The sequence below is a fragment of the Pseudomonas mendocina genome, assembly GCA_037482215.1.
In the GTDB taxonomy this organism is placed as follows: domain Bacteria; phylum Pseudomonadota; class Gammaproteobacteria; order Pseudomonadales; family Pseudomonadaceae; genus Aquipseudomonas; species Aquipseudomonas mendocina_E.
The window spans coordinates 1,037,389-1,062,237 of the sequence record CP148074.1; the positions used below are offsets into that span (position 1 = coordinate 1,037,389).

The window sequence follows — 24,849 nt, forward strand, 5'->3', positions numbered from 1 at the left end:
CACGCCAAGGTGCTGATTCGCTGACAGCGCAAGGCTGACCTATAGTTTTCACATAACTAAACATTGCATGTCCGTGCAGGGGGAGGTGGCTGACATGGTTGTTATCCACAAACGGGACGATGCAGACGTGCCCACTTTCGAAATCTCCGGTGAGTTGACGCTGGACTGTGCCGATACGTTGCGTGATCAACTAATGGCATTACTCGCTGATAACGCCAGTCTGCGTCTGAACTTGATGGATGTGCTCGACTTTGACAGCAGCGCGCTGCAAGTGCTTTTGCATGTTCAGCGTGAGGCTGTATGTAAAGGAGTTCCGTTGCAATGGATAGGTTTTTCGCTGGCTATTTCGCAGGTCTTACAGCTGCTTAACCTGAGTGATGAGTTGGCTCTGACGGATGTGGCTGCATGAATCTTGATCAGGCTCGTTCAGTGGTGGTTCAGGAGGCCAGGGAGCTGTTGGCCGAAATGGACGCGGCCTTACTTCAGCTGGAAAACCATGGCTATGACACGGAGCACATCAACGCTGTGTTCCGGGCGGTACACACAATCAAGGGCTCGGCAGGGCTGTTTGCGCTGGATAATCTGGTCAGCTTTTGCCACACCCTTGAGAGTGTTTTGGAGCAAGTGCGTGGCGGGGATGTGCCGCTCGATGTGCATCTGTTGCCGCTGTTGCTGGCCGGGGGCGATTACATCGCCAGTATGGTCAATGAGGTCGAGCAGCGCCGCGAGCACAATGACCCTGACCCGGTGACCCGGGAGCGCCTGCTGAATCAGCTGAATCAGTATCTGATCAATCCAACCGTTGAGCTGTTACCCGCGCCACCTGCTGCGCATTCCCCGGCTGGCTCCGATGAACAACCCCGCTGGCATATTTCACTGCGCCCATCGCCAGATGTGTTGCGTAAGGGCTTGGAGCCCATTCATTTCATCCGCTACCTGGGTGAATTGGGGCGCATCGTCCATGTGCATACCCTGACTAAATCAATTCCACAGGGGGCTGATTTTGATCCCCAGCAGAACTACTTGGGTTACGAGATCGAGTTTGAGACCGAGGCGGGTTTAGAGGCCGTAGAGGGTGTGTTCGAGTTCATCCGTGAACACTGTCAGTTACGCATCGTGCCGCCGCACAGCCCATTACAGGCGTATCGCGAGCTGATCGAGAGCCTGCCGGAGGATGCGGATTATCTGCTGAACGTCCTCATCGCCAGCGGTGCATTAAACGCTGACGAGGCAGCTCAAGTGCGGGTGCCGCCTGTTGTACCTGTAGTGGCCATGGTGCCTGACGTGATTGCCTCGGTTGATCAAATTAAGCCGGGGCTGGGTAGCGCCGAGCAGCGGTTTATCAAGGTGGAGGTCAGCAAGCTGGATGAGCTGATCAATCTGGTGGGGGAGTTGGTCATTGCAGAGGCTGCCGCCCGACCGGCTCGGCTCGGGGGGGATCAGGCCCGGTACGAAGCTGCTGAAGTGGTCAGTGCATTGGTGGAGGACATCCGTGATGTGTCGTTGGCACTGCGCATGGTCGCGATTGGTGAAGTGTTTCAGCGTTTCCCACGGGTTGTGCGCGATTTAAGCCGGGAAATGGGTAAGAACATAGCGTTGCAGATCACCGGTGCAGAGACTGAGCTGGATAAGTCCATGGTGGAAAAACTCACCGATCCGCTTATGCATTTGGTGCGCAACGCTATTGATCATGGCGTGGAGCCGGTGAGCGAACGCTTAGCTGCTGGCAAACCCGCTCGAAGCCTCTTGCGTCTGAACGCCTATCAGGAATCCGGCAGTGTGGTGATCGAGGTCAGCGATGATGGCCGCGGTCTGGATCGCGAACGTATTTTTGCGCGGGCGCTTGAGAAAGGCCTGCTTGAGCCTGATCAGGCCGTGACGGATCAAGACGTCTTCGAGCTGATATTTCATGCTGGTTTATCCACCGCTGATGCCGTTAGCAACCTATCTGGGCGCGGTGTAGGCATGGATGTGGTGCGCACCAATATTGAGAAGCTGCGGGGGGACGTGGAGGTTTCCAGTCAGCCCAGGCAAGGGACGACGGTGAAGGTGCGGTTGCCCCTGACGCTGGCGATTATCGCGGGGTTTCAGGTGCAGGTGGCTGGGGAAGCCTTTGTCCTGCCGTTGGATCAGGTCGTCGAGTGTGTGGATCTCAGCACGCAGGTCAGGGGGCACGATCTACTGGATTTACGTGGTGAGGGGCTGCCTTTTGTGCGGCTGCGCAGCTTATTTGGCAAGCCTGCGCCTGAGGGTGTGCGCGAGAGCCTGTTGGTGGTGCAGTACGGCAGTAATCGCGCCGGCATTGTGGTGGATCAACTGGTCGGAGAGTTGCAGGCGGTGATTAAGCCGCTGGGGCAGCTCTTCGCTCAAAACGCCTTTCTCAGTGGCTCAACTATTCTGGGGAATGGCAGCGTGGCTTTGATATTGGATGTGGCTCAGTTGATCAAACGAGCCAACGCAATGGCGGATGGGCTAGCACAGCCAACTGACCGCGCCCGGTAACACGCGGAAAACAGGAGAGCGCTATGTTCGACAATATGAAAGTGGCGACACGCCTGATCCTGCTGGCAGGGGTTTTGATCCTGTTTATGGTCTTGATTGGCGTGCTTGGAATAATGGGTATGCGGGCTGCGAATAATGGCCTGCACACGGTCTACAGTGACCGCGTGGTGCCACTGCGTGACTTGAAAATGATCGCCGATAATTATGCCGTCAACATCGTTGATACCAGCCACAAGGTGCATATCGGTGCCCTTAGTTGGGAGTCGGGCATGCGCAGGCTTGCAGACGCTGAGGCTGTTATCGATCAGAGCTGGCAGCACTACACCTCCACCAGCTTGGTAGGCAACGAGCAACAGTTGGTAGATGAGGCCCGGCCTCTGCTGGCTAAGGCACGTGAAGCGACCACCAGGTTAGAACAGATTTTCGACAACAAAGATGAGGCTGCTTTACTGGGGTTCATCCGGGGAGAGTTGTACCAGACCATTGACCCGGTATCAGAGCGCTTCAATCAGTTGGTGGATGTGCAACTTCAGGTGGCTAAGAGTGAGTACGAGCGCACCGAGGCTCGATACGAATGGCTGATGTCGTTCTCCATTGGCGCCATGCTGCTGAGTGTGCTGGTTGCTGCCATTCTTGGGTTTATGATCACCCGAAGTTTGATCCGGCAACTGGGCGGTGAACCCTACATTGCTATGGAGTCGTTGCAACGGGTCGCGGCAGGCGATTTGACCCAAGACATGCAGCTGCGTCGCGGCGATCAGACCAGCATGCTGTTTAGCTTGCAGCAGATGGTGCTGAAACTGCGCACCATCATGGCCGATGTGCGCATGACCTCAGACGCCTTGGCATCCGCCTCGGAGCAGGTGGCGGCTTCATCCCAGGCGCTCAGCCAGAACGCCTCAGAACAGGCCGCCAGCGTGGAGGAGACCAGCTCTTCAGTGGAGCAGATTTCCGCCATGGTGGCTCAGAACAGTGAGAACGCCACCACCACGGATCGCATTGCCAGCCAGTCGTCCAAGGATGCAGTGGAGGGCGGGGCGGCGGTGGCTGAAATGGTCACGGCCATGCGTCAGATCGCCAATGAAATCAGCATCATTGATGACATCGCGTACCAGACCAATCTGCTGGCGCTGAATGCTGCCATCGAAGCTGCACGCGCCGGAGACCACGGCAAAGGTTTTGCGGTGGTAGCGGCTGAAGTGCGCAAGCTGGCTGAGCGCAGCCAAGTAGCCGCGCAGGAGATCGGGGCGGTGGCCACCGACAGTGTTGGCTTGGCCGAGCGTGCTGGAAAACTGCTGGAGCAGTTGGTGCCTTCGATTGGTAAAACGGCTGATTTGGTGCAGGAAATCTCAGCGGCATCGCGGGAGCAGAATGCAGGGCTTGAGCAGATCAATATGGCGGTGGGGCAACTGGCGCAAATCACTCAAGTTAATGCATCGGCCTCTGAGGAGTTGTCTTCAACAGCCGAGCAGATGAGCAATCAAGCGATGCAGCTGCAGGAGATGATCCAGTTCTTCCAAATCAGTAATCGCATTGTGCGGCAGAACTATAGCAGCGCAGGTGTGAACGTTAGTCGCAGCGGTGCGCTGTTACAACGCAACGACTTGCGGCAAGTGCTCGATGAGCCAATTGATGAATCGACATTTACCCGCTTCTAGGACGTAAGCCATGAGTGAATTGCCTGGCGATACCCAGGAGCCGCAAGCCCCCGAACAGTACCTGACGATGATGCTTGGGCAGGAGCGCTTTGCCTTGTCTATCGAACAGGTGCGGGAAATTATTGAGTTTAACGGGCTGACCGAAATCCCCCTGATGCCTGACTTTCTGCGCGGGGTGATCAACCTCAGGGGAGCCGTGGTGCCGGTGTTGGATCTCTCGCTGCGCTTGGGGCGTGAGCGAATGGTGGTCGCACGGCGCACGTGCATTGTGATCGTTGAGGTGATGCAGGAAGAGCAGTTGCAGTTAATCGGCGTGATGGTGGATGCCGTTAATGATGTGCTGGAGGTGCGGCCTGATCAGTTGGAGCACAAACCGAGTTTCGGGGCGAAGGTACGTTCCGATTTTATCGCCGGCATTCTGCGCCATGATGAGCAGTTTATTGTGGTCTTGGATGCGGCGCGTGTGCTGTCACTGGGCGAGCTGGCTGCGTTAGTCGGCCACGCTTCGTTGCATGGGGCGTAAATCATCATGCCCGATGTCCTGGAGGATGCGGGTTTTAGCCAGCAAATCACCCTGAGTGAGGATGAGTTTCGCCAGTTGCAGGTGCTGTTCTATGAGCGCATTGGTATCCAGCTGCTGCCTGTCAAACAGCCATTGGTTCGCGGACGCTTGGGCAAGCGTTTACGCGCTCTGGGCATTGGCAGCTACCGGGAATACCATCAGTTCTTGCTGTCACCTCAGGGGGCGGAAGAGCTGGAGATCGCGATTGATCTGATCACCACCCACGAAACCTATTTCTTTCGAGAGCCCCAGCACTTTGAATTTCTGCGCCAGGTGATTTTGCCGCAATACGTTAAACAGACGGACTTCAACGTATGGAGTGCAGCCTGCTCGACCGGGGAGGAGGCTTATACCCTGGCCATGGTGCTGCACGAGGCACGCCACCCGCTTTTATGGCGTGTGCTGGCCAGTGATATCAGCCGCCATGTATTGGATTGCGGCCGGCGAGGGCTGTACCCGTTGGCGCGCAGTAAGAACATCCCGCTGCATTACCTTAAGCGCTATTGCCTCAAGGGGCAGGGCGCGTATCAGGGGCAGTTTCTTGTGGCGGCGGAGCTGCGTCGGCAGGTTGGGTTTGTCCAGCTGAACCTTAATCAGAAGGTGCCGGGGGTGGGGCCGTTTGACCTGATTTTGCTGCGCAATGTGCTGATCTACTTTGATCCTAAAACCAAGCAGCGCGTGCTTGAACATGTGGTCGAGCGGCTTAAGCCTGGAGGGTGGTTGCTGGTGGGGCACTCAGAAGCGTTGTACGAGCACCGCTTGCCGTTGCAGCAAGTCAGCACCTCGATTTACCGCAGGTTGGGCCCATGACTGAGCGCGTGTTTCTTAACCCTGGCCAGCTGTATTTTGGCGGCGGGGATGTGGCGGTGGAAACCTTGCTTGGCCCATGTGTGGCCATTGTCATGTGGTATCCAGGATTAAGCGTGGGTGGCATGTGCCACTTCCAGCTTCCGGCAGCATCGGGCTGCAATCCGGATGGAAGAGTGGATGGGCGTTATGGTGATCAGGCCTGGCGCTGGTTGATTCAGCAGGCTCAGCGACAAGGCTTGAGCGCCGAGCAGGCGGTCTACAAATTATTCGGTGGGGCTAGGAGCTTCAGTGGGCGCCCCTCGCTGCCAGGGCTGGATGTGGCTGCGCAGAATGTTGTCTTTGCTGAGCGCCTGCTGGCATCGCGTAACTTGCCTGTATTGGCGCGGGACTTGGGAGGCCACGGTTACCGTTATGTACGTTTCGAGTTGGCCAGTGGCAACGTCTGGGTGCGGCGTGGGGCTGCGGTGAAGACTAACGTGGCTGAGGTGAAGCGCTGATGGCGATCAGGCTGATGATTGTCGATGACTCGGCTGTTATGCGTGAAACCATGCAGCAACTGTTGGCGCCGTACCCGGATATCCAGGTTATCGGGACGGCACTGGACCCGCTGCTAGCCATGCAGAAAATGAACAGCGACTGGCCGGATGTCATCTTGCTGGACATGGAAATGCCGCGCATGGATGGGCTGACCTTTCTGCGACAGATCATGGCCTCCCGACCCACCCCGGTGGTGATCTGTTCAACGCTGACAGCGCAGGGATCAGCCACCAGTGTGCAGGCGCTGGCGGCCGGGGCCGTGGAGGTGATCGGTAAACCGGGTATCGGCCTGCGCAGTTTTCTGCAAGACAGTGCACAACAACTGGTCAGTGCCATCCGTACGGCGGCCAAGGCCAAGGTGGGCAGCCCGGTATTCACTCAGGCTCGGCCTCTGACGGATGCAGCAGACCTGCAACGCCTGATGAAACCGCTGGTGTGTCAGGGCAAGTTGAGCACTGAGCGGATTGTGTTGATGGGAGCCTCAACCGGGGGCACTCAAGCACTTGAATATATCCTCGGCCAGTTGCCTGCGAATGCCCCGCCGATTGCCATTGTTCAGCACATGCCAGAGAAGTTCACCAGCAGCTTTGCAGAGCGTCTTAATGCCATATGCAGCATTGAAGTGCGCGAAGCAGTCACGGGTGATCTGCTGCGGCCGGGATTGGCACTCGTTGCACCCGGGGGGCGGCACCTGTTGATCAAGCGTGACGGCGAGCAGTTGCGCGCGGAAGTCAAAGATGGACCGCTGATCAGTCGGCATCGGCCTTCGGTTGATGTGATGTTTCGCTCGGCCGCGGTTACGGCAGGCAGCAATGTCATGGCCTTCCTGTTGACCGGTATGGGCGCTGATGGGGCCCTGGGCCTTAAGGAGTTGCAGCAGGCCGGAGCCAGGACATTCGCCCAGGATGAAGCCAGTTGCGTGGTCTTCGGTATGCCCAAAGAGGCGATCAAATTAGGGGCGGTTGAGCAGGTCGTGGCATTGCACGACATTCCTTCTGTGCTGTTGAGCTGGGCTTAGGTTTAGTACGAAAACGCCCAGCGGTCCAACCCGTTTCTGGCTGGGGTTGCGCTGTTGAATCGACGGCCGGTTTTTCTCGCCAGCAGCCTGTCGGATCACAGGCAGATGGCCACTTCATGTGCTTTGCTGAATGACAGTGTGCGGCCAGACAACCGGTCGTCGAGCAATCTGGGAGTGAGGTTCTAGTGGGGCTGAGTGGGTGAACGTTAAAAGGGTTGCACCTGGTTGCTACGCATAATCCCCTGAGCCCCGTCCCAGACCCGTTGAGCAGGTTGTTGTTCGACCAAAGTAGTACGTTTTGTCTGGATATCATGGGGTTGCACCTAGTTGCACCTTGCCGCTATTGGGAGTTAATCTCTCGCCACTTTTTAGAGCACGACCCAGAACAGGATGGACCAATGGCTACCACTACCCTTGGCGTAAAGCTGGATGAAGCAACCCGTGAGCGCCTCAAACTGGCCGCTCAGTCGATCGACCGCACACCGCATTGGTTGATCAAGCAGGCGATCTTCACGTATCTGGAGCAGCTGGAGTCCGGGTTGACCCCTGCTGAGATGACGGGGCTTGCCGCTGCTGCTGGTGAAGAGCCATTGGAGGCCCTGAGCGAACAAGGTCTGCAAGTATTCCTCGACTTTGCTGAAAGCATCCTGCCGCAGTCTGTTCTGCGTGCCGCCATCACCTCGGCATACCGCCGCCCTGAGCCAGAAGCGCTGGCGATGCTGTTAGAGCAGGCCCGCCTGCCGCAGGAAACCGCCGAAGCTGCCAACAAAATGGCCTTGGGCATCGCTGAGAAACTGCGCAATCAGAAGAGCGCCGGTGGCCGTCAGGGCCTGGTTCAAGGCCTGCTGCAAGAGTTCTCCCTGTCTTCGCAGGAAGGTGTGGCGCTGATGTGCCTGGCCGAAGCCCTGTTGCGTATCCCGGACAAAGCCACCCGCGATGCCCTGATCCGCGACAAGATCAGCAATGGCAACTGGGGCCAGCATCTGGGCAACAGCCCGTCGATGTTTGTTAACGCCGCCTCTTGGGGTCTGCTGATCACTGGCAAGCTGGTGTCGACCCATAACGAAAGCGGCATGATGACCTCCCTCAACCGCATCATCGGCAAAGGCGGTGAGCCGCTGATCCGTAAGGGTGTGGACATGGCCATGCGCCTGATGGGTGAGCAGTTCGTCACTGGCGAAACCATCGCTGAAGCCTTGGCCAACGCTACCACGCTGGAAAGCAAAGGCTTCCGCTACTCCTACGACATGCTCGGCGAGGCCGCGCTGACCGAGGAAGATGCACAGAAATACCTGGCCTCCTACGAGCAGGCGATCCACGCCATCGGCAAGGCCTCCCACGGTCGCGGCATTTACGAAGGCCCAGGCATCTCGATCAAGCTGTCCGCCCTGCATCCGCGTTACAGCCGTGCCCAGTATGACCGCGTGATGGATGAGCTGTACCCGATCCTGCTCAAGCTGACTCAGCTGGCCAAGCAGTACGACATCGGTATCAACATCGACGCTGAAGAAGCGGATCGTCTGGAAATCTCCCTCGACCTGCTTGAGCGCCTGTGCTTTGCCCCGGAACTGGCAGGCTGGAACGGCATCGGTTTCGTGATTCAGGCGTATCAGAAGCGCTGCCCGTATGTGATCGACTATGTGATCGACCTGGCCAAGCGCAGCCGTCACCGTTTGATGATTCGTTTGGTGAAAGGCGCGTACTGGGACAGCGAAATCAAACGCGCTCAGGTTGAGGGTCTGGAAGGCTACCCGGTCTACACCCGCAAGCCGTACACCGACGTGTCCTACATCGCCTGCGCCCGCAAGCTGCTGGCGGTGCCGGAAGCGATTTACCCGCAATTCGCCACCCACAACGCCCACAGCCTGTCGGCCATCTATCAGATTGCCGGGCAGAACTACTATCCGGGCCAGTACGAATTCCAGTGCCTGCATGGCATGGGCGAACCGCTGTACGAGCAGGTCGTTGGTAAGGTAGCTGACGGTAAGTTCAACCGTCCTTGCCGTATCTACGCACCGGTGGGTAGCCACGAAACCCTGCTGGCTTATCTGGTTCGCCGCCTGTTGGAAAACGGCGCGAACACCAGCTTCGTCAACCGTATTGCTGACCAGAGCATCTCCCTCAAAGACTTGGTTGAAGACCCGGTTGTGCAGGTTGAGCAGATGGCCGCGCAGGAAGGCCAGGTCGGCCTGCCGCATCCGCGTATCCCACTGCCGCGAGAGCTGTATGGCGATGCACGGGTTAACTCCGAAGGTATCGACCTGTCTAACGAACACCGTCTGGGCTCGCTGTCCTCGGCCCTGCTGAGTAGCGCCAATCAGGTTTATAAGGCTGGCCCAATGCTCGGCTGCGACGTCTCTGAGCCGGGCGAAGCCCTGCCGGTGCGCAACCCAGCCGACCACCGCGACATCGTTGGCTATGTGCACGAAGCAACCGCTAAGGACGTTGAGAACGCTGTGCTGTGCTCCGTTTCCAGCGGTCAGATTTGGCAATCCACGCTGCCTGCTGAGCGTGCAGCCGTGCTGGAACGTGCTGCCGACCTGATGGAAGCTGAGATGCAGCAACTGATGGGCGTGCTGGTGCGTGAAGCGGGCAAAACCTTTGCCAACGCCATCGCCGAGGTGCGTGAGGCCGTGGACTTCCTGCGTTACTACGCGGCTCAGGCGCGTAATCACTTCAGCAATGACACCCATCGCCCGCTGGGCCCGGTTGTCTGCATTAGCCCGTGGAACTTCCCGCTGGCCATTTTCAGTGGCCAGATCGCTGCGGCTCTGGCTGCCGGTAATACCGTGCTGGCCAAGCCTGCCGAACAAACCCCGCTGATCGCCGCCCAAGCTATCCGCATCATGCTTGAAGCCGGTGTACCGGCCGGTGCGGTGCAGCTGCTGCCGGGTAATGGTGAAACTGTTGGTGCTGGCCTGACCGGCAACGAGCGTGTGCGTGGCGTGATGTTCACCGGTTCTACCGAAGTGGCGGGCATCATCCAGCGTGGTCTGGCTGGTCGTCTCGACGCCCAGGGCCGCACGCTGCCGCTGATTGCTGAAACCGGCGGTCTCAACGCTATGATCGTCGATTCTTCGGCTCTCACCGAGCAGGTGGTGGTTGATGTGGTTGCCTCTGCCTTCGACAGCGCCGGTCAGCGTTGCTCAGCCCTGCGCGTGCTGTGTGTGCAGGACGACGTGGCTGATCGCGTGATCACCATGCTCAAGGGCGCCATGGCCGAATACACCCTGGGCAATCCAGAGCGTCTGAACACAGACATTGGCCCGGTTATCGACGAAGAAGCCAAAGGCAACATCGACCGTCATATCGAGAAGATGCGCGCTAAAGGCCGTAAGGTGCATCAGCTGGCCCGCGTTAAAGGTGACCAAATCAAGAACGGCACCTTCGTTGTGCCGACCCTGATCGAGCTGGATAGCTTCGATGAGCTGGAGCGTGAAGTCTTCGGTCCGGTGCTGCACGTGGTTCGCTATAACCGCGCTGATCTGGACGGCCTGCTCAAGCAAATCAACGACAGCGGTTATGGCCTGACCCTTGGCGTGCACACCCGCATCGACGAGACCATCGCCCAGGTGGTGGACACCGCCAAAGTCGGCAACCTGTACGTTAACCGCAACATCGTTGGTGCTGTGGTGGGTGTACAACCGTTTGGTGGTGAAGGCCTGTCGGGTACGGGTCCTAAAGCCGGTGGCCCGCTGTACATGTACCGTCTGTTGTCGACCCGTCCGCAAGACGCAGCCAGCAAACAAATCACTCAAGGCAGCAATGTTGAGCGTGAACGTCCGCAGGCCCACGGTGAAGTAATCCAGGCATTGCTGAGCTGGAGCGAGCAACACGAGCCTGCATTGACCGCGACGCTTAAGCAGTTTGATGAGCTGGCCCTGAGCGGTGTAGTCCAGGAACTGCAAGGCCCGACCGGTGAGCGCAATACCTACAGCCTGATGCCGCGTGAGCGCGTATTGGGCTTGGCCGATGAGCGCAGCGATCTGCTGGTGCAATTGGCGGCTGCGTTGGCTGTGGGTTGTGAAGTGGTCTGGCAGGAGTCGACTGTCACCCGTGAGCTGTACGCAAAACTGCCGAAACCCGTGCAGGATCGGATCACCCTGGTCAGCCAGTGGGCCGATACTGAGGTGGCGTTTGAAGCGGTGCTGCACCACGGTGATTCCGACCAGCTGCGTGAGGTCTGCCAACTGGCGGCCAAGCGTCCAGGCGCAATCATTGCAGTGCATGGTCTGAACAAGGGTGAAACGGATATTCCGCTGGAGCGTCTGCTGATTGAGCACGCACTGAGTGTAAACACCGCAGCCGCTGGTGGTAACGCCAGCCTGATGACCATCGGTTAAGGGCTTTTGTCTCGGTGCTGTCACAGGTTTTTGTTAAACTTGTGGCAGCGCTGAAAGGTCTACGACAGGCATGTGGTCCATGCTGTAACACGCAGTCTGAATACCTGCTACTGGCTTACCGCCACCCCCTGATCTGTTCTGCTGAACAGGTCTGCATGCCGTAATGCAGTATGGGTTACCCGCCCGCCACGTCATGCTTTTCTATCTGCGCATTTTTAATGCAACGCACTGGCTTACCTGCCGCTGCCGGAACGGAGCTACCCGCTCCGTTCCATTCGCGGTGCCAGCCTTTCGCAGGCCGACAGGGCGTCGACCTGTGTCACCTCAGGCTTACAGCTTGGCAATTGAAACCTCAGTGGATTTCACGAAGGCAATCACTTCGCTACCCACCGCCAGTTCCAGCTCGCGCACGGAGCGAGTGGTGATGACTGAGGTTACGATGCCTGAGGCAGTTTGTACGTCGATTTCAGAGAGCACGTCGCCCAGCACGATGTCTTTGATGGTGCCTTTGAACTGGTTACGTACGTTGATGGCTTTAATGGTCATGGTGTAACTCCTTTCAATTTTCAGTGGGTGTGCAGCGGTTGCTGCCGGGTTAAAGCGCCCAACGCAGTTGCGTGGGCAAAGGTGAAGTGGGTTCAGGTTCTGGCGGCAATTCAGGCAGGGACAGAACACGGTTCAGTACTTGTTCTTCGTAAGCGGCCAGGCGTGCTGATGCACGTTGCCGTGGTCGCGGCAGGGCAACTTCAAGATCCAGTCTGATTTCGCCGTCTTCGATCAGGATGACCCGGTCAGCGACGGCAACGGCTTCGCTCACGTCGTGGGTGACCAGCAGCACGGTAAAACCATGCTGTTGCCACAGCCGTTCGATCAGTTGCTGCATTTCGATGCGGGTCAGGGCATCCAGCGCCCCTAGCGGCTCATCAAGCAGCAGCAGGCGCGGTTTATGGATCAGGGCGCGGGCCAAGGCCACACGCTGCTTTTGCCCGCCGGAAAGCGAGGCTGGCCATTCATTGGCGCGGTCTGCCAAGCCAACTGCTGCCAGGGCTTCTTCAGCCTGTGGTCGCCAGTTGCCTTTAAGGCCCAGGCCGACGTTGTCGATCACCCGTTTCCACGGCAGCAGACGCGAGTCTTGGAACATCAGGCGAATGTCATCGCGCGATGCTGCCAGTGGCGCGGGGCCTGCCAGTAGCTCGCCTCGAGTGGGCTCATCCAGGCCAGCCAGCAGGCGCAGCAGGGTGCTCTTACCGCAACCGCTGCGCCCGACCACGGCAACGAATTGCCCGGCTGGAATGTGCAGCTCGATGTTCTTCAGCACTTCACGCTCGCCAAAGGCTTTATGGATGCCGTTGATCGCCAGCGGAATGCCTTGTTTTAAAGTGAGCAGGGCGGTCATTGCTGTTTCCCCTTCACTTGATAAGCCGGGTGCCAGCGCAGCCATACGCGCTCCAGACCACGGGCGGCAACATCAGCCAGTTTGCCGAGTACGGCGTATAGCAGAATGGCCAACACCACCACATCGGTTTGCAGGAACTCACGGGCGTTCATCGCTAGGTAACCGATACCGGAGCTGGCCGAGATGGTTTCCGCCACGATCAGGGTCAGCCACATAAAGCCGAGGGCGAAACGCACGCCCACCAGAATCGAAGGCAGGGCGCCGGGCAGAATCACCTGGCTGAACAGGCTGAAGCCGGACAGTCCATAGCTGCGGGCCATTTCCACCAGCGCCGGGTCGACGTTGCGGATACCGTGATAGGTGTTCAGGTAGATCGGGAACAGGGTGCCGAGGGCAACCAGGAAAATCTTGGCGCTCTCATCAATGCCGAACCACAGGATCACTAGCGGAATCAGGGCCAGATGGGGCACGTTACGGATCATTTGCACTGAACTGTCGAGCAGGCGTTCGCCCCAGGTCGACAGGCCGGTGATAAAGCCCAGCAGCAAGCCAATGCCACCGCCGATGACAAAACCGACGCCCGCACGCCAGCCGCTGATGGCCAGGTGAGTCCAGATTTCGCCGCTGCTGATGAGATTCCAGCCCGCGCTGATCACCGCGCTGGGCGCAGGAAGAATACGGGTGGACAACAGTCCGCTGGCCACTGACAGCTGCCATGCTGCCAACAGCACCACGGGCAATGCCCACGGTGCCAGGCGCAGGGCCACTGAATGAAGGGTTGAATTGCTCATACTGACCTCAACTCCTGACTGCTTAACTGGCCGAGGCGGTTTTAGGGACGATGTCGCTGGAGATCATTTCGCCGAACGGGCTGACGTAGCCGATGTTCTGCGGCAGCTCCGGGCGATTTACATCCAGGTGGGGGAACAGCAGTTCAGCCACCCGGTAGGACTCCTCCAGATGCGGATAGCCGGAGAAGATGAAGGTGTCGATGCCCAGATCGGCATATTCCTTCACCCGCGCCGCGACAGTCGGGCCATCGCCTACCAGCGCCGTACCGGCACCACCACGCACCAAGCCAACACCGGCCCAGAGGTTGGGGAAAACTTCCAGATTGTCTTTTTTGCCGCCGTGCAGGGCGGCCATACGCTGTTGGCCAACGGAATCAAAGCGGGCCAGGGATGCTTGGGCGCGGGCGATGGTGTCGTCATCCAGATGGCTGATCAGACGGTCGGCGGCGGCCCAGGCTTCTTCGTTGGTTTCACGCACGATGACGTGCAGGCGGATACCGAAGCGCACTTGGCGGCCGTGTTTGGCGGCTTTTTCACGGACTTGGGCAATCTTCTCGGCCACTGCTGCTGGTGGTTCGCCCCAGGTCAGGTACAGCTCAACCTGCTCGGCAGCGAGGTCTTGTGCCGCTTCGGAGGAGCCGCCGAAATACAACGGTGGACGCGGTTGTTGCAGTGGCGGGTAGAGCAGCTTGGCGCCTTTGACCTGAATGTGTTTGCCGTCGTAATCCACGGTTTCACCTTCCAGCACTCGGCGCCAGATGCGGGTGAATTCGACAGAGGCTTCGTAACGTTCAGCGTGGGACAGGTTCAGTCCATCACCGGCCAACTCGTCTGGATCACCACCGGTGACCAGATTGAACAGGGCGCGGCCACCGGACAGACGATCCAGCGTCGCGGCCTGGCGTGCGGCGACAGTCGGCGAAATGATGCCGGGGCGCAGCGCGACCAGAAACTTCAGGCGCTGGGTTACTGGAATCAGCGAGGCGGCCACCAGCCAGGAGTCTTCGCAGGAGCGTCCAGTCGGAATCAGGACACCGCCAAAACCGAGGCGGTCGGCGGCTTGGGCAATTTGCTGCAGGTAACCGTGATCGACAGCGCGTGCGCCTTCACTGGTGCCCAGGTATTTGCCGTCACCGTGGGTGGGAAGGAACCAAAAAACATTCAAGCTCATGGAGTTGTCTCCTTAGGAAAAAGTGCTGCCTGCCGCCGTTATGTGGCGGCAGGCCAACGGCCTACTGCGCCTGGGCCACCTTGGCGGGCGGGGTCCAGATCACGTCTTTCACAACCAGCGGTTTCGGGATCAGCTTCAGCTGGGCGAAGGTGTCGGCGATCTTTTGCTGTGCGGCGACCACTTCTGGGGTTAGGAACTGAGCCCCATAGCCTTGGCGCTTAACCGCAACGGAGGTGATGCTCGCTGGCAGACCAAGCAGCGGGGCGACTTGGGCGGTGACGGCATCCGGGTCTTTTTTCGAGTCTTCGCCGATAGTGCGGATTTCTTCGATCAACGCGCTGACAATTTGCGGGTTCTTCTCAGCGTAAGGGCGGGTCGCCAGATAGAACTGGTGGTTATCCACAAGGCCTTCGCCGTTACGCAGGGTACGGGCTTGCAGTTGTTCTTCGGCGGCTGCCTGGAACGGGTCCCAGATCACCCAGGCGTCTACGCTGCCGCGCTCAAATGCGGCGCGGGCATCGGCCGGTGGCAGGTAAATAGGCTGGATATCGCTGTACTTCAGGCCGGCATCTTCCAGTGCACGGACCAGCAGGTAATGCACGTTAGAGCCTTTGTTAAGGGCGACTTTTTTGCCTTTAAGGTCGGCAACAGATTTCAGTGTCGAATCCTTCGGCACCAAAATCGCTTCACTGGTCGGCGCTGGCGGCTCGTAGGCTACATAGAGCAGATCAGCACCGGCTGCCTGAGCAAATACAGGCGGCGTTTCGCCGGTCACGCCAAAATCCACCGAGCCTACGTTGAGGCCTTCCAGCAACTGAGGGCCGCCAGGGAATTCAGTCCAGGTAACGTTTACGCCTTGGTCGGCCAGGCGCTTTTCCAGGCTGCCCTTGGCTTTAAGCAGCACCAGGGTGCCGTATTTCTGATAACCAATCCGCAGGTTCTCGGCTTGAGCCAGAGTAATAGCGCCGAAAGTGACAGCCGCGGCAAACAGGGCGGCCAGACTCCGACGCAAAGTGACAGTGCGCATGGCGCTCTCCTTTACGTTGAGTTTTTATGTTGGCGACCTGCTTGCCCGTTAGCGGGCGAGTAAGGTGTTTTTTTGTGTGTCGGGAAACTTCAAATACTCCAACGCGAGTTGATCAACCGATCATTCAGCACGTTGGGATCAATGGTTGTCGGGCGGCGGGCTAAAGCGTGGTGAAAGTGCTGTAAGGCATCTTCCAGGCGTTGCTCCAGTACCTCTGCCAGTTGCGCCGGATTGCCGTTCTCGCCGTAAGCGATCTGGCTGTCATCGGCAAATACTGCGTGCAGCATTTCCTGTGCTTTCAGTGCGGCGAGGACTGGCTTCAATGCGTAGTCCACCGCCAGCATGTGGGCGCTGCTACCGCCTGTGGCAATCGGCAGCACCGGTTTGTGGTTCAGAGCCCGCTCGGGCAGCAGGTCGAGCAGGGTCTTCAAGGCGCCGGAAAAGGACGCCTTGTAAACCGGTGTCGCGACGATGATGCCGTCTGCGCGGGCCACATGTTCGTTCAACAGTTTTACCGCCGGGCTGTTGAAGTTGGCGAAGAGCAAATCCTCGGCCGGGAAGTCCCGTACCTGATAGCTCACCACTTCAACACCCTGTTGGTTCAACCACTGGGTTGCACGTTCAATCAGGATATTGCTGCGGGACTTCAGGCTCGGGCTGCCTCCCAGGGTTACAACCAGCATGCTGACTCCTTAACGATTCGGTTGCGGGGTCAGGCGCAAGTAAGGTTTCACGGCTCGGTAACCTTTGGGGAAGCGTTGTTTGATTTCCTCTTCATCCTTGAGCGACGGCACGATCACCACCTCATCACCATCCACCCAGTTGGCCGGAGTGGCGACCTTGTAGTTGTCGGTCAGTTGCAGGGAATCAATCACCCGCAGAATCTCGTTGAAGTTACGGCCAGTGCTTGCCGGGTAGGTGATGGTCAGGCGCACCTTTTTGTTCGGGTCGATGATGAACAGCGAGCGAACGGTCAGGGTGTCATTGGCATTCGGGTGGATCAGGTCATACAGGTCGGAAACCTTACGGTCAGCATCCGCCAGAATCGGGAAGTTGACGCGTGTGTTCTGGGTTTCGTTGATGTCGTCGATCCACTTCAGGTGCGAATCAACCGGGTCAACTGACAGGGCGATGGCCTTCACGCCGCGCTTGGCGAATTCGTCTTTCAGCTTGGCGGTAAAGCCCAGCTCGGTGGTGCACACCGGGGTGAAGTCAGCCGGATGGGAGAACAGAATGCCCCAGCTGTTGCCCAGCCATTCGTGGAAACGGATGCGACCCTCGCTGGAGTCTTGTTCAAAGTCAGGGGCGATATCGCCAAGGCGGATAGACATGCTCGGTCTCCTGTGAAAGCGTTAAGTGGTGTTCACTATGCGGTGGGTTTTTAGATTTTAAAAAGAATAAATAACAATTTATTTATAACTATTAGTTTTGTTGCGGCGAGTGCGTGCCTCAACGAAACAGTCGCTTAAACGTGAGGAACAGGGCTTTAGAGGCGCGGTGGTGGACTCACAGTGGGCGATAAGCCCAGTCCGCAGGAGTGGGTAGCGAGACTCGTTTAAATAGAAATCTGCACAATAAAAAACCGGCCTGAAATCAGGCCGGTTCTGTTGCTGAGTGCTCGTTCGCGGGCGAGTTAGAGCAGAGGCAGGCTGTAGCTGACGATCAGGCGGTTTTCGTCCTGGTCGTTGGTGCTTGTGTTGCCGCGCAGCGAAGCATTACGCCAGGAGAAGCCCAGGCCTTTGAAGGTACCTTCTTGCAGGGTGTAGTCCAGGCGGAAGTCGCGCTCCCATTCTTTCTTGTCGCCGGTGGCAGAGTCGATGTTGTCACCGGACAGATAAGTGATGGTGGTTTTCAGGCCAGGCACACCCACTTCAGCGAAGTCATAGCTGTATTCAGCCAGCCATGTGCGCTCTCCGGCGCTGAGGAATTTACCAATCTGACGATCGGTGATCAGGTAAGCGCTTGCTCCGTCACCTTGGTTAAGGAATGGGAAGGCGCTGTCGCCGGACACTTGTTGGTAGCCAGCGCTCACTGCGTGGCCGCTCAGGCTGTAGGTGAACAGGGCGCTCCAAGTGCGGTTATCAACCTCACCTGACTTGCTGTCACCTGCGGACCAGTAACCATTACTCACGTAGCCCTCAGCACGGCCGCTGGCGCTGCCGTTTTTGCCGTCAGAGGAGCTGTTGAAGTAGCGCAGATCGGTCTTCAGTGAGCCAGTAGGCAGTTTCCAGTTGTGGATCAGACCGAGGAAGTGCTGTTTGTAGAAGTCTTCCAGGTTGCCGTAGTAGTACTGCGCTGTCAGGTCGTCGGTGATCTTGTAATCGCCACCGGCGAAGTAGAACTTGTTGGAGTCAGCAGCGCCCTTGGCGCCACCAATGCGTAGAGATGTTTCGTCCGATGATGCACGAGCAACGGCGTGTTCGAGCTGGCCACCGACCAGAGTCAGCCCTTCGATTTCGTTGGAGGTGATTTGACCACCTTCAAAGGTTTGCGGAGTCAGGCGGCCGTCGTTGAAGGTCACCACTGGCAGCTTGGGTTGCAGGGTGCCGATGCGGGCTTCGGTTTTGGAGAAACGTACTTTACCGGTTACGCCCAGCTTGCTGAAGTTGTCGACGGCACTACCATTGCTTTCCAGTGGGAACAATTGCCCTGGAGTACGATCGGTACCTGCCTTACCTGCACGGCCGCCCCCATCAAGACGAACACCCAACTGACCGAGCGCGTCTACACCGAAGCCCACAGTGCCTTCGGTGAAACCCGAAATATAGTTGAGTTGGAACGCTTGACCCCATTCCCGTGCTTCTGAGCGGTTATCGTCCGTATTTTTGTCGTTGCGATCGTAGTAGAAGTTGCGAAGGTTCAGTGTCGCCTTGCTGTCTTCAATGAATGCTGCGGTGGCCTGGTTGGCGATTGCAGCAAGTGTGACTGCTGCGGCCAGAGCGGTTTTTTCATTACGGGCTCCAAATGATTACAGGTCGTTTTTTACTGTTATAGGTAGCTGCTGTAGAGGGCTGTGAAAACAGTCACTTCAGTCTGAGAGTTAGGGCAGCCTGCCAAGTGGCTGAACCTGGCGGATTGAACGAACTCTAAGGACAATTCAACAGTACGAAAAAGAATTTATTATTACGTTGTAATAGCTAGTTGGAATAAAAATCCTTTTTTATAAGTCATATAAGCTAAGTTCTAAAAATTATTTATTAGATTATTTTTAGATCGTTTAGCTTCGTCCTTACCGGATCACCGGACTTCACTTTTGTATTGGTTGAAGTTTTACGTGATCAGGTCCCGCTGCTGGCTGACACGTCAACGACGAGGTCTGCCATGCCCAAGCGCCTGAGATTTTTCTTGTATTTGATGATGGCCATGGGCTTTATCTCTGGGACACAGGCACTAAATGTTTATGCCACTGAGTTTGTCCGTCCGATTGGCATAGGCCATCAGAAACCCTCTAATCAGATAACTCTTCTTCAAAACAACGGTAGCCTTGATCCGGCATTTACCCAACTCGACATTAGTCTGAGCTGGTATGGCTTCTTAAAGTGGACAGTTGCTGCCGTTACTGGAGGGGGGCACCCATGTGCACAAGGCTATTGAGCTCAACGGTTGGATTGGGTCATGAACGCTGAACTTCGTGCCAACCCCCATAGCCACTCAGGCGTGAAGGCTGTACTTGAACCGAGGCTATTTCCAAAAGATTTCACGGATCGCAGTGAGCGGGTGGAAAGGCTCGCCCGTAAGCTGGCGCTGAACGTTGTGCAGCGAGAACGCCAGTGCGGCAGCGCCCGTGCCGAGCGGCAACTGCTACGTGACAGCAGCCTGTTGAATCTGGCCGTGCCGCAACGGTTCGGCGGTCAAGGGGAGCTGGCCGGAAATCTACCGGATCCTGCGTTATCTGGCGGCAATGCTGGATGCCTCGCAGCGCTACACCCGAGAGCAGAGCCGGGGCTGGCCCGCGTCTGGTGTGGCCTTGGCCAGTGATGATCCGTTTGTTCAGCAACGTTACGGTGAGTTGTGGCTCCACTATCGCTCGGCTTGTCTGTTGGCTGAGCATGCCGCCCAGCGTTTGCAGAGCGCTTGGGAGAAGCCTGTACTGACCTTGAATGAGCGCGCCGAGGTCGCACTGGCAATCAGCGAGGCGAAGGTGGTTTCAGCCCGTGCTGCGTTGGAGATTACATCGAAGATTTTCGAAAATATGGGCGCCAGTGCGACCAGCTCGAAACACGGTTTTGACCGGTTCTGGCGCAATGTGCGGGTGCATAGCCTGCATGATCCGCTGGATTATAAAGTGCGTGATCTGGGCAATTGGCTGGTCAATGGTAAGGCGCCGGAACCGTCGCCTTACGGCTAACGGGCCTGCATCACAGGCCCGTGCCTAAGTCGATCAGGCTTCGGCGCGTTTCATCAGGTTGCGCTGACGCCACTCCATAAAGGTCTTCAGCAGCAGTGTGATCAGGGCCATACAGGCCAGCAGACCCGCAGCAGTGAAGGCGGCTGCAGGTTTGTAGTCATTGTTGAGCTGATCCACCAGCAGTGGCAGGGTCAGGGTCTGGTTGAGGATGGTGCCAGATACCACCGATACCGCGCCGAACTCACCCACTGCCCGGGCGTTGGTTACCACCACGCCATACAGCAGTGCCCATTTGATCTTGGGCAGGGTGATGTTCCAGAAAATCTGCCAACCATTGGCTCCTAAGCACAGGGCCGCCGTTTCTTCGTCCTGGCCTTGGCTCTGCATCACTGGAATGAGAATCCGTGCCACATAAGGGGCGGTGACAAACACGGTGACCATCACAATGCCCGGCCATGCAAACATCAGTTGCAGGCCGTTATCGTAGAACCAGCGCCCTAATGCATGCTCCAGACCGTACACCACTAAGTAGCAGAGGCCTGCCACCACGGGTGAAACGGCATAGGGGATGTCGATGACCGTGGTCAGCAGTTTGCGCCCACGGAAGTCGTAATGAGTGACGCACCAGGCCAGCATGATGCCGAAGCACATGTTGATTGGTACGGTGAGGACTGCGACCAGCAAGGTCAGGCCGATGGCATGGAGCATGTAATCTTCATTCAGATTGCTCCACAGCAGGTCCAGTCCGCCGGACAGCGCTTTGGTGAAAATCAGAGCCAGGGGCAAGATCAGCATCAGCGTGACCAGGGTCAGACCGAGTGTGATCAGTAGCCATTGGTGCCAGTGTTGTGGTTTTTTCATTTGCCTTGCCGTTGCCATTTAAACAGGCGGCCCTGAACCACTTGCAGGCTGAATAACAGCAGCAGTGAGGCCAGCAGAATCACCGAGGCAATGGCTGCCGCGGCGGTGTGGTTGAACTCTTGCAGTCGCACGAAAATCATCAGCGACGAGACTTCGGTCTTAAACGGAATGTTGCCCGCAATCATGATCACCGCGCCAAACTCGCCGAGGCTTCGCACGAACGATTGCGAAGCACCGGTGACCAGCGCCGGAGTCAGTGTCGGTAGCACCACATGGAAGAAGGTCTGCATGCGGCTTGCGCCCAGTGTGCGTGCGGCTTCTTCATAGTCGCTGCCCAAGTCTTGCAGCACCGGCTGCACCGTGCGCACCACAAACGGCAGGCTGGTAAACACCATGGCGATGAGGATGCCGGGATAGGCGTAGGCAACCTTCCAGCCAAACGGGGCTAGCCATTGTCCCAGCCAGCCACCAGGGGCCAGCAGTGCGGCCAGGGTCAGGCCTGCCACTGAGGTGGGCAGGGCGAAGGGCAGATCAACCAGTGAGTCGATTAATCGGCGGCCGGGGAAATCGTAGCGGGTGATGATCCAAGCCAGCAGCAGGCCAATCAGTACGGCAGCGATGGTGGAGTAGAACGCGCCGCTGATGGTGACCTTGTAACTCTGTACCACGCGCGGATCACTGATCGCTTGCCAGTATTGCGCCCAGCTCATGTCGCTGACGTACAGCAACAGCGCAGAGATCGGGAACAGAATGATCAACGAGATATAAAAGATGCTGAAGCCAAAGCTCAGGCCAAAGCCCGGCAGTAATGGATTCTGCAAAAAGAAACGTGGAGTTTTAGACACGCCTATAGCCCTAAATACACAGGCCGCCGTATAGACGGCGGCCTGTTGTTGACTCAAGCCAGTTGAGTCCAGGTTTTCACATTAAACGACCAGATGGGCCGCTTGATGCTGAACCTTAACGACCCTCGGCCAACAGTTGGTCAAGGATACCATTGGCGTCAAAGTGCTTGGCAGTAATATCGTCCCAGCTGCCCAGAACATCCGTTGGGTTGATCAGGCGAATTTTCGGGAACTGATCAGCCGTCGCAGCCACGACTTCCGGGTTGTGCACGCGGTAGTTGTACTGGGTCAGCAGTTGCTGAATCTCTTTGCTGTATTGGAAGTCCAGGTAAGCCTTAGAGACGTCGCGAGTGCCTTTCTCGTCGACCACTTTGTCGACCAGAGCAACCGGGAACTCGGCCAGAACGCTGACCGGCGGCACTACAATTTCAAATTCGCCGGATTTGAATTCTTCACCATTAGCAATGTTGACCACTTCCGATTCGAACGACAGCAGCACGTCGCCCTGGCCGTTTTGTGCGAAAGCAACAGTGGCTGCGCGGCCGCCAGTTGGGAAGTTTTCAACGTTGCGCAGAACTTTACCGACGAACTCTTTGATTTTGGCTTCGTCGCCATTAAACGCTTCGTTGGCGTGCAGCCAGGCACCCAGGTAGCTGTAGCGGGCGTTACCGGAGGTTTTCGGGTTAGGGAATACCAGTTTCACATCAGGGCGGGCCAGGTCTTCCCAGCCTTTGATGTTTTTCGGGTTGCCTTTGCGCACCAGGAAAGCAGTGGTGCTGTAGTAAGGCGAGCTGTTATTGGGGAACTGCTGAGCCCAGTCTTTACGCACCAAGCCACGTTTGGCCAGGATGTCTACGTCAGTCACTTGGTTGAACGTGACGATATCGACTTTCTTACCTTGAATGATGTCCTGAGCCTGACGGGATGAACCGGCGAAAGACTGGTCGATTTTCAGGTCTTTACCTGTGGTCTCTTTCCAGTGAGCTTGGAATTTAGGGTTGATCTCCCCGAACAGCTCACGGGCAATATCGTAAGACGCGTTCAGGATCGGTTTGTCCTGAGCCAGAGTGGCAGCGCTGCTCAGCAGGCTGGAAGTGATGGCCGTGGCCAGCAAAATTTTCTTGAGCATGAGACTGACTTTCCTCGTCACGGGCCTGTTGGCAGGCATTTAAATTTATTGGCGGCCGTTCGGCCGAGCTGGGCGGCGATACTGCACAGTTTGGATATGCTTAATAAATACTTTTTAGTGCTATGAATATTGCTTGATCGAATAAGTGGTCATTCCCGTCAGTCAAGGCAGGTCTGTGATCTGTTCGAGTTGGGTTGCGAGACGTTTCCTAAGGTCAATCAATTCGGCGGCACTGGCATGGCTAATCAAGCTGGCTATGTTGGCTTCGATGGCGTCCACAGTTGGGCGTTGTTCAACCAAATTAAGGTGTTCACTGAGCAGCTCAGGCCCGCTGCTGACCAGCAGGGCGAAGTGAATGGCGTTTTCCAGCTCCCGTGTGTTGCCAGGCCAGCTGTGCCGTTCAAGACGTCTTTGTGCCTCATCACTGATTTCTGGCAGCGGTACATTCAGGCGCTGTGCATAAATGCCGAGGAAGTATTCAGCTAACGGCAAAATGTCACCGACACGCTCGCGCAGAGGCGGCAAAGTCAGGCGGCCGTCGGTCAGGTAGCGGTACAAGCGTTCGTTGAATTTGCCTGCGGATACGGCTTGTTCCAGATTGACGCTGGTGGCCGCCAGCAGGCGTACATCCGCAGGTGTGGGTTGCTTGGCACCAACTCGCCAGGTTTCTCCTGTTTCCAGAGCGGTTAGCAATTCCTGCTGTAACTCGGGGCTCAGATCACCGATTTCATCAAGATATAGGGTGCCGTTGTTGGCCGAGCCAAACCAGCCGGCGCGGCTGCTGGAATTGCCATGGTGGGCGCCGGCGCTGTAGCCGAACAGTTCGGCCTGGGCATATTGAGGGCTGAGCCCGCTGCAGCTGATGGCGACAAACAGTCCGGGGCGTTCGCTGGCCCGGTGAATATGACGTGCCAAGAGTTCTTTACCCGTGCCTGTCTCGCCTTCAATTAATAATGGCAGTGGTTGTGTTGCCAACTGATCGACCTTGTCACGCAGCTCCCTGGAACGTGGGTCAATAAACACCAGCGCTTTAGCGCGGATGCTCAGAGGGCTTTTATCAGCGTCAGCGAAGGTCAATAAGGCTTGTTCGCTGAGGGTGTTCGGGCTCATCAAAGGCTCCTGCGCAGCCTAGTCCTTAGGCTGTGTAAACGGGTTCAAATACCTGTGCTCAGGCGCGCAGGCGGTGCAGCTGCTCGGTTCTGTGTTGCAGCCTATATAGGTAGGCAAAGCCTTGCTCCCAGCGCTCGTGGCCGGATTTAACATTGATATGGCCTGCACCGCTGAGGATGGCGATATCGCTGCCCCACTGACGCGCCAATTCAATCGCGCGTGCGGCACTGGCGGCACTGTCGTTATCAGACCCAACCAACTGGCTGGGGAATGGCAGGTGCTGGGTTGGAATCGGCGCAAAGTTTTGCAGAGCCGCCGGGCAGTTAGCGCGCTCGACATCAGCAGGTGCCACTAACAATGCGCCACGCACACGTTGCAGCAGTTCAATCGGCGCACTTGCAGCCCAATGGGCCACTGTTACGCATCCCAGGCTGTGGGCGATCAGGATCGTTGGGCGTGGGTCGTTTGCAATATTGCGGTTCAACTCGGCGACCCAATCTTCACGATTGGGTGTCAACCAGTCCTGCTGTTCAACTCGAGCGCCATTAGGCAGAACGCGTTGCCAGTGGCTTTGCCAATGATCATCTGAAGACCCTTGCCAGCCTGGAATGATCAGGTAGCGGGTTGTGTCATTACGCATGTCTGGCTCTCCTGCACATAACGATTGATTGCAGTGTAGGAAGACTTTTCAGATATCAAAAAGAATAAGAACTTATTTGCTTATTCTATTTTGGGTGGTCT

The 24,849-nt window shown here is 57.3% G+C and carries 22 protein-coding genes and 1 pseudogene; 10 read left to right on the top strand and 13 right to left on the bottom strand.

The genetic code is table 11. From position 1 onward, the window contains the following. Positions 1–94: 94 nt before the first annotated feature. From WG219_04705 to putA, 8 genes are all read left to right on the top strand, one after another. Complete coding sequence (locus tag WG219_04705; GenBank protein ID WXL26786.1) at positions 95–409, top strand: STAS domain-containing protein; 315 nt, start codon at positions 95–97, stop codon at positions 407–409. Next, the gene (locus WG219_04710; protein WXL26787.1) at positions 406–2,502 is read left to right on the top strand and encodes a chemotaxis protein CheA; all 2,097 of its coding nucleotides are present in this window, start codon (positions 406–408) and stop codon (positions 2,500–2,502) included. Before WG219_04705 ends, WG219_04710 begins: the two co-directional genes overlap by 4 nt. A 23-nt stretch (positions 2,503–2,525) precedes the next feature. Continuing rightward, a complete protein-coding gene (locus tag WG219_04715; GenBank protein ID WXL26788.1) occupies positions 2,526–4,160 on the top strand; it encodes a methyl-accepting chemotaxis protein in 1,635 nt (544 codons plus the stop codon). 10 nt (positions 4,161–4,170) lie between these two features. Beyond that, complete coding sequence (locus WG219_04720) at positions 4,171–4,683, top strand: chemotaxis protein CheW (protein WXL26789.1); 513 nt, start codon at positions 4,171–4,173, stop codon at positions 4,681–4,683. A gap of 6 nt (positions 4,684–4,689) precedes the next feature. Continuing rightward, positions 4,690–5,532, top strand: coding sequence for a protein-glutamate O-methyltransferase CheR (locus tag WG219_04725; GenBank protein ID WXL26790.1), 843 nt, complete (start codon positions 4,690–4,692; stop codon positions 5,530–5,532). Continuing rightward, positions 5,529–6,029, top strand: a complete 501-nt coding sequence (locus tag WG219_04730) for a chemotaxis protein CheD (GenBank protein WXL26791.1) — start codon at positions 5,529–5,531, stop codon at positions 6,027–6,029. The genes WG219_04725 and WG219_04730 overlap by 4 nt, the downstream gene beginning before the upstream one ends. Beyond that, on the top strand, positions 6,029–7,087 hold the full coding sequence (locus tag WG219_04735; protein WXL26792.1) for a chemotaxis response regulator protein-glutamate methylesterase: 1,059 nt from the start codon (positions 6,029–6,031) through the stop codon (positions 7,085–7,087). Before WG219_04730 ends, WG219_04735 begins: the two co-directional genes overlap by 1 nt. A 398-nt stretch (positions 7,088–7,485) precedes the next feature. Beyond that, positions 7,486–11,430, top strand: a complete 3,945-nt coding sequence (gene putA, locus WG219_04740; GenBank protein WXL26793.1) for a trifunctional transcriptional regulator/proline dehydrogenase/L-glutamate gamma-semialdehyde dehydrogenase — start codon at positions 7,486–7,488, stop codon at positions 11,428–11,430. A gap of 330 nt (positions 11,431–11,760) precedes the next feature. Here putA and WG219_04745 read toward each other — a convergent pair whose 3' ends face one another. The 8 genes from WG219_04745 to WG219_04780 all read right to left on the bottom strand — a co-directional run bounded on the left by WG219_04745 (position 11,761) and on the right by WG219_04780 (position 18,753). Further along, complete coding sequence (locus WG219_04745; GenBank protein ID WXL26794.1) at positions 11,761–11,976, bottom strand: TOBE domain-containing protein; 216 nt, start codon at positions 11,974–11,976, stop codon at positions 11,761–11,763. A 49-nt stretch (positions 11,977–12,025) separates the two neighbouring features. Beyond that, positions 12,026–12,826, bottom strand: a complete 801-nt coding sequence (ssuB, locus tag WG219_04750; protein WXL26795.1) for an aliphatic sulfonates ABC transporter ATP-binding protein — start codon at positions 12,824–12,826, stop codon at positions 12,026–12,028. Next, positions 12,823–13,617 carry an aliphatic sulfonate ABC transporter permease SsuC gene (gene ssuC / locus WG219_04755; protein WXL26796.1) on the bottom strand — a complete coding sequence of 265 codons (795 nt, stop codon included), beginning with the start codon at positions 13,615–13,617 and terminating at the stop codon, positions 12,823–12,825. Before ssuC ends, ssuB begins: the two co-directional genes overlap by 4 nt. Before the next feature lie 22 nt (positions 13,618–13,639). Next, positions 13,640–14,788 (bottom strand): FMNH2-dependent alkanesulfonate monooxygenase, encoded by a 1,149-nt coding sequence (ssuD, locus tag WG219_04760; GenBank protein ID WXL26797.1) that lies wholly within the window; start codon positions 14,786–14,788, stop codon positions 13,640–13,642. Between the two features lie 61 nt (positions 14,789–14,849). Beyond that, complete coding sequence (locus WG219_04765) at positions 14,850–15,815, bottom strand: sulfonate ABC transporter substrate-binding protein (protein WXL26798.1); 966 nt, start codon at positions 15,813–15,815, stop codon at positions 14,850–14,852. A gap of 89 nt (positions 15,816–15,904) precedes the next feature. Next, positions 15,905–16,498: an NADPH-dependent FMN reductase gene (gene ssuE / locus WG219_04770; GenBank protein WXL26799.1), complete on the bottom strand. Its 594-nt coding sequence runs from the start codon at positions 16,496–16,498 to the stop codon at positions 15,905–15,907. A 9-nt stretch (positions 16,499–16,507) separates the two neighbouring features. After that, complete coding sequence (locus WG219_04775; GenBank protein ID WXL26800.1) at positions 16,508–17,146, bottom strand: peroxiredoxin; 639 nt, start codon at positions 17,144–17,146, stop codon at positions 16,508–16,510. Positions 17,147–17,448: 302 nt separating this feature from the next. Next, positions 17,449–18,753: an OprD family porin gene (locus tag WG219_04780; GenBank protein ID WXL27937.1), complete on the bottom strand. Its 1,305-nt coding sequence runs from the start codon at positions 18,751–18,753 to the stop codon at positions 17,449–17,451. Between the two features lie 383 nt (positions 18,754–19,136). On the opposite strand from WG219_04780, the gene WG219_04785 reads away from it, so the two are divergent. Both WG219_04785 and WG219_04790 read left to right on the top strand, forming a co-directional pair. After that, positions 19,137–19,409, top strand: coding sequence for a hypothetical protein (locus tag WG219_04785; GenBank protein WXL26801.1), 273 nt, complete (start codon positions 19,137–19,139; stop codon positions 19,407–19,409). A gap of 21 nt (positions 19,410–19,430) precedes the next feature. Then, positions 19,431–20,163 (top strand): annotated as a pseudogene (locus WG219_04790) (acyl-CoA dehydrogenase family protein). Between the two features lie 33 nt (positions 20,164–20,196). On the opposite strand, the gene cysW reads toward WG219_04790, so the two are convergent. The 5 genes from cysW to WG219_04815 form a co-directional block, all read right to left on the bottom strand. Next, complete coding sequence (gene cysW / locus WG219_04795) at positions 20,197–21,024, bottom strand: sulfate ABC transporter permease subunit CysW (GenBank protein WXL26802.1); 828 nt, start codon at positions 21,022–21,024, stop codon at positions 20,197–20,199. Further along, complete coding sequence (cysT, locus tag WG219_04800) at positions 21,021–21,869, bottom strand: sulfate ABC transporter permease subunit CysT (protein ID WXL26803.1); 849 nt, start codon at positions 21,867–21,869, stop codon at positions 21,021–21,023. Before cysT ends, cysW begins: the two co-directional genes overlap by 4 nt. Positions 21,870–21,984: 115 nt before the next feature. Then, positions 21,985–22,998 carry a thiosulfate ABC transporter substrate-binding protein CysP gene (gene cysP / locus WG219_04805; GenBank protein WXL26804.1) on the bottom strand — a complete coding sequence of 338 codons (1,014 nt, stop codon included), beginning with the start codon at positions 22,996–22,998 and terminating at the stop codon, positions 21,985–21,987. A 162-nt stretch (positions 22,999–23,160) separates the two neighbouring features. Continuing rightward, a complete protein-coding gene (locus WG219_04810; GenBank protein WXL26805.1) occupies positions 23,161–24,108 on the bottom strand; it encodes a sigma 54-interacting transcriptional regulator in 948 nt (315 codons plus the stop codon). A gap of 58 nt (positions 24,109–24,166) precedes the next feature. Next, entirely contained in the window at positions 24,167–24,748 is a 582-nt protein-coding gene (locus WG219_04815) for an alpha/beta hydrolase (GenBank protein WXL26806.1), read from the bottom strand. Positions 24,749–24,849 lie beyond the last annotated feature (101 nt).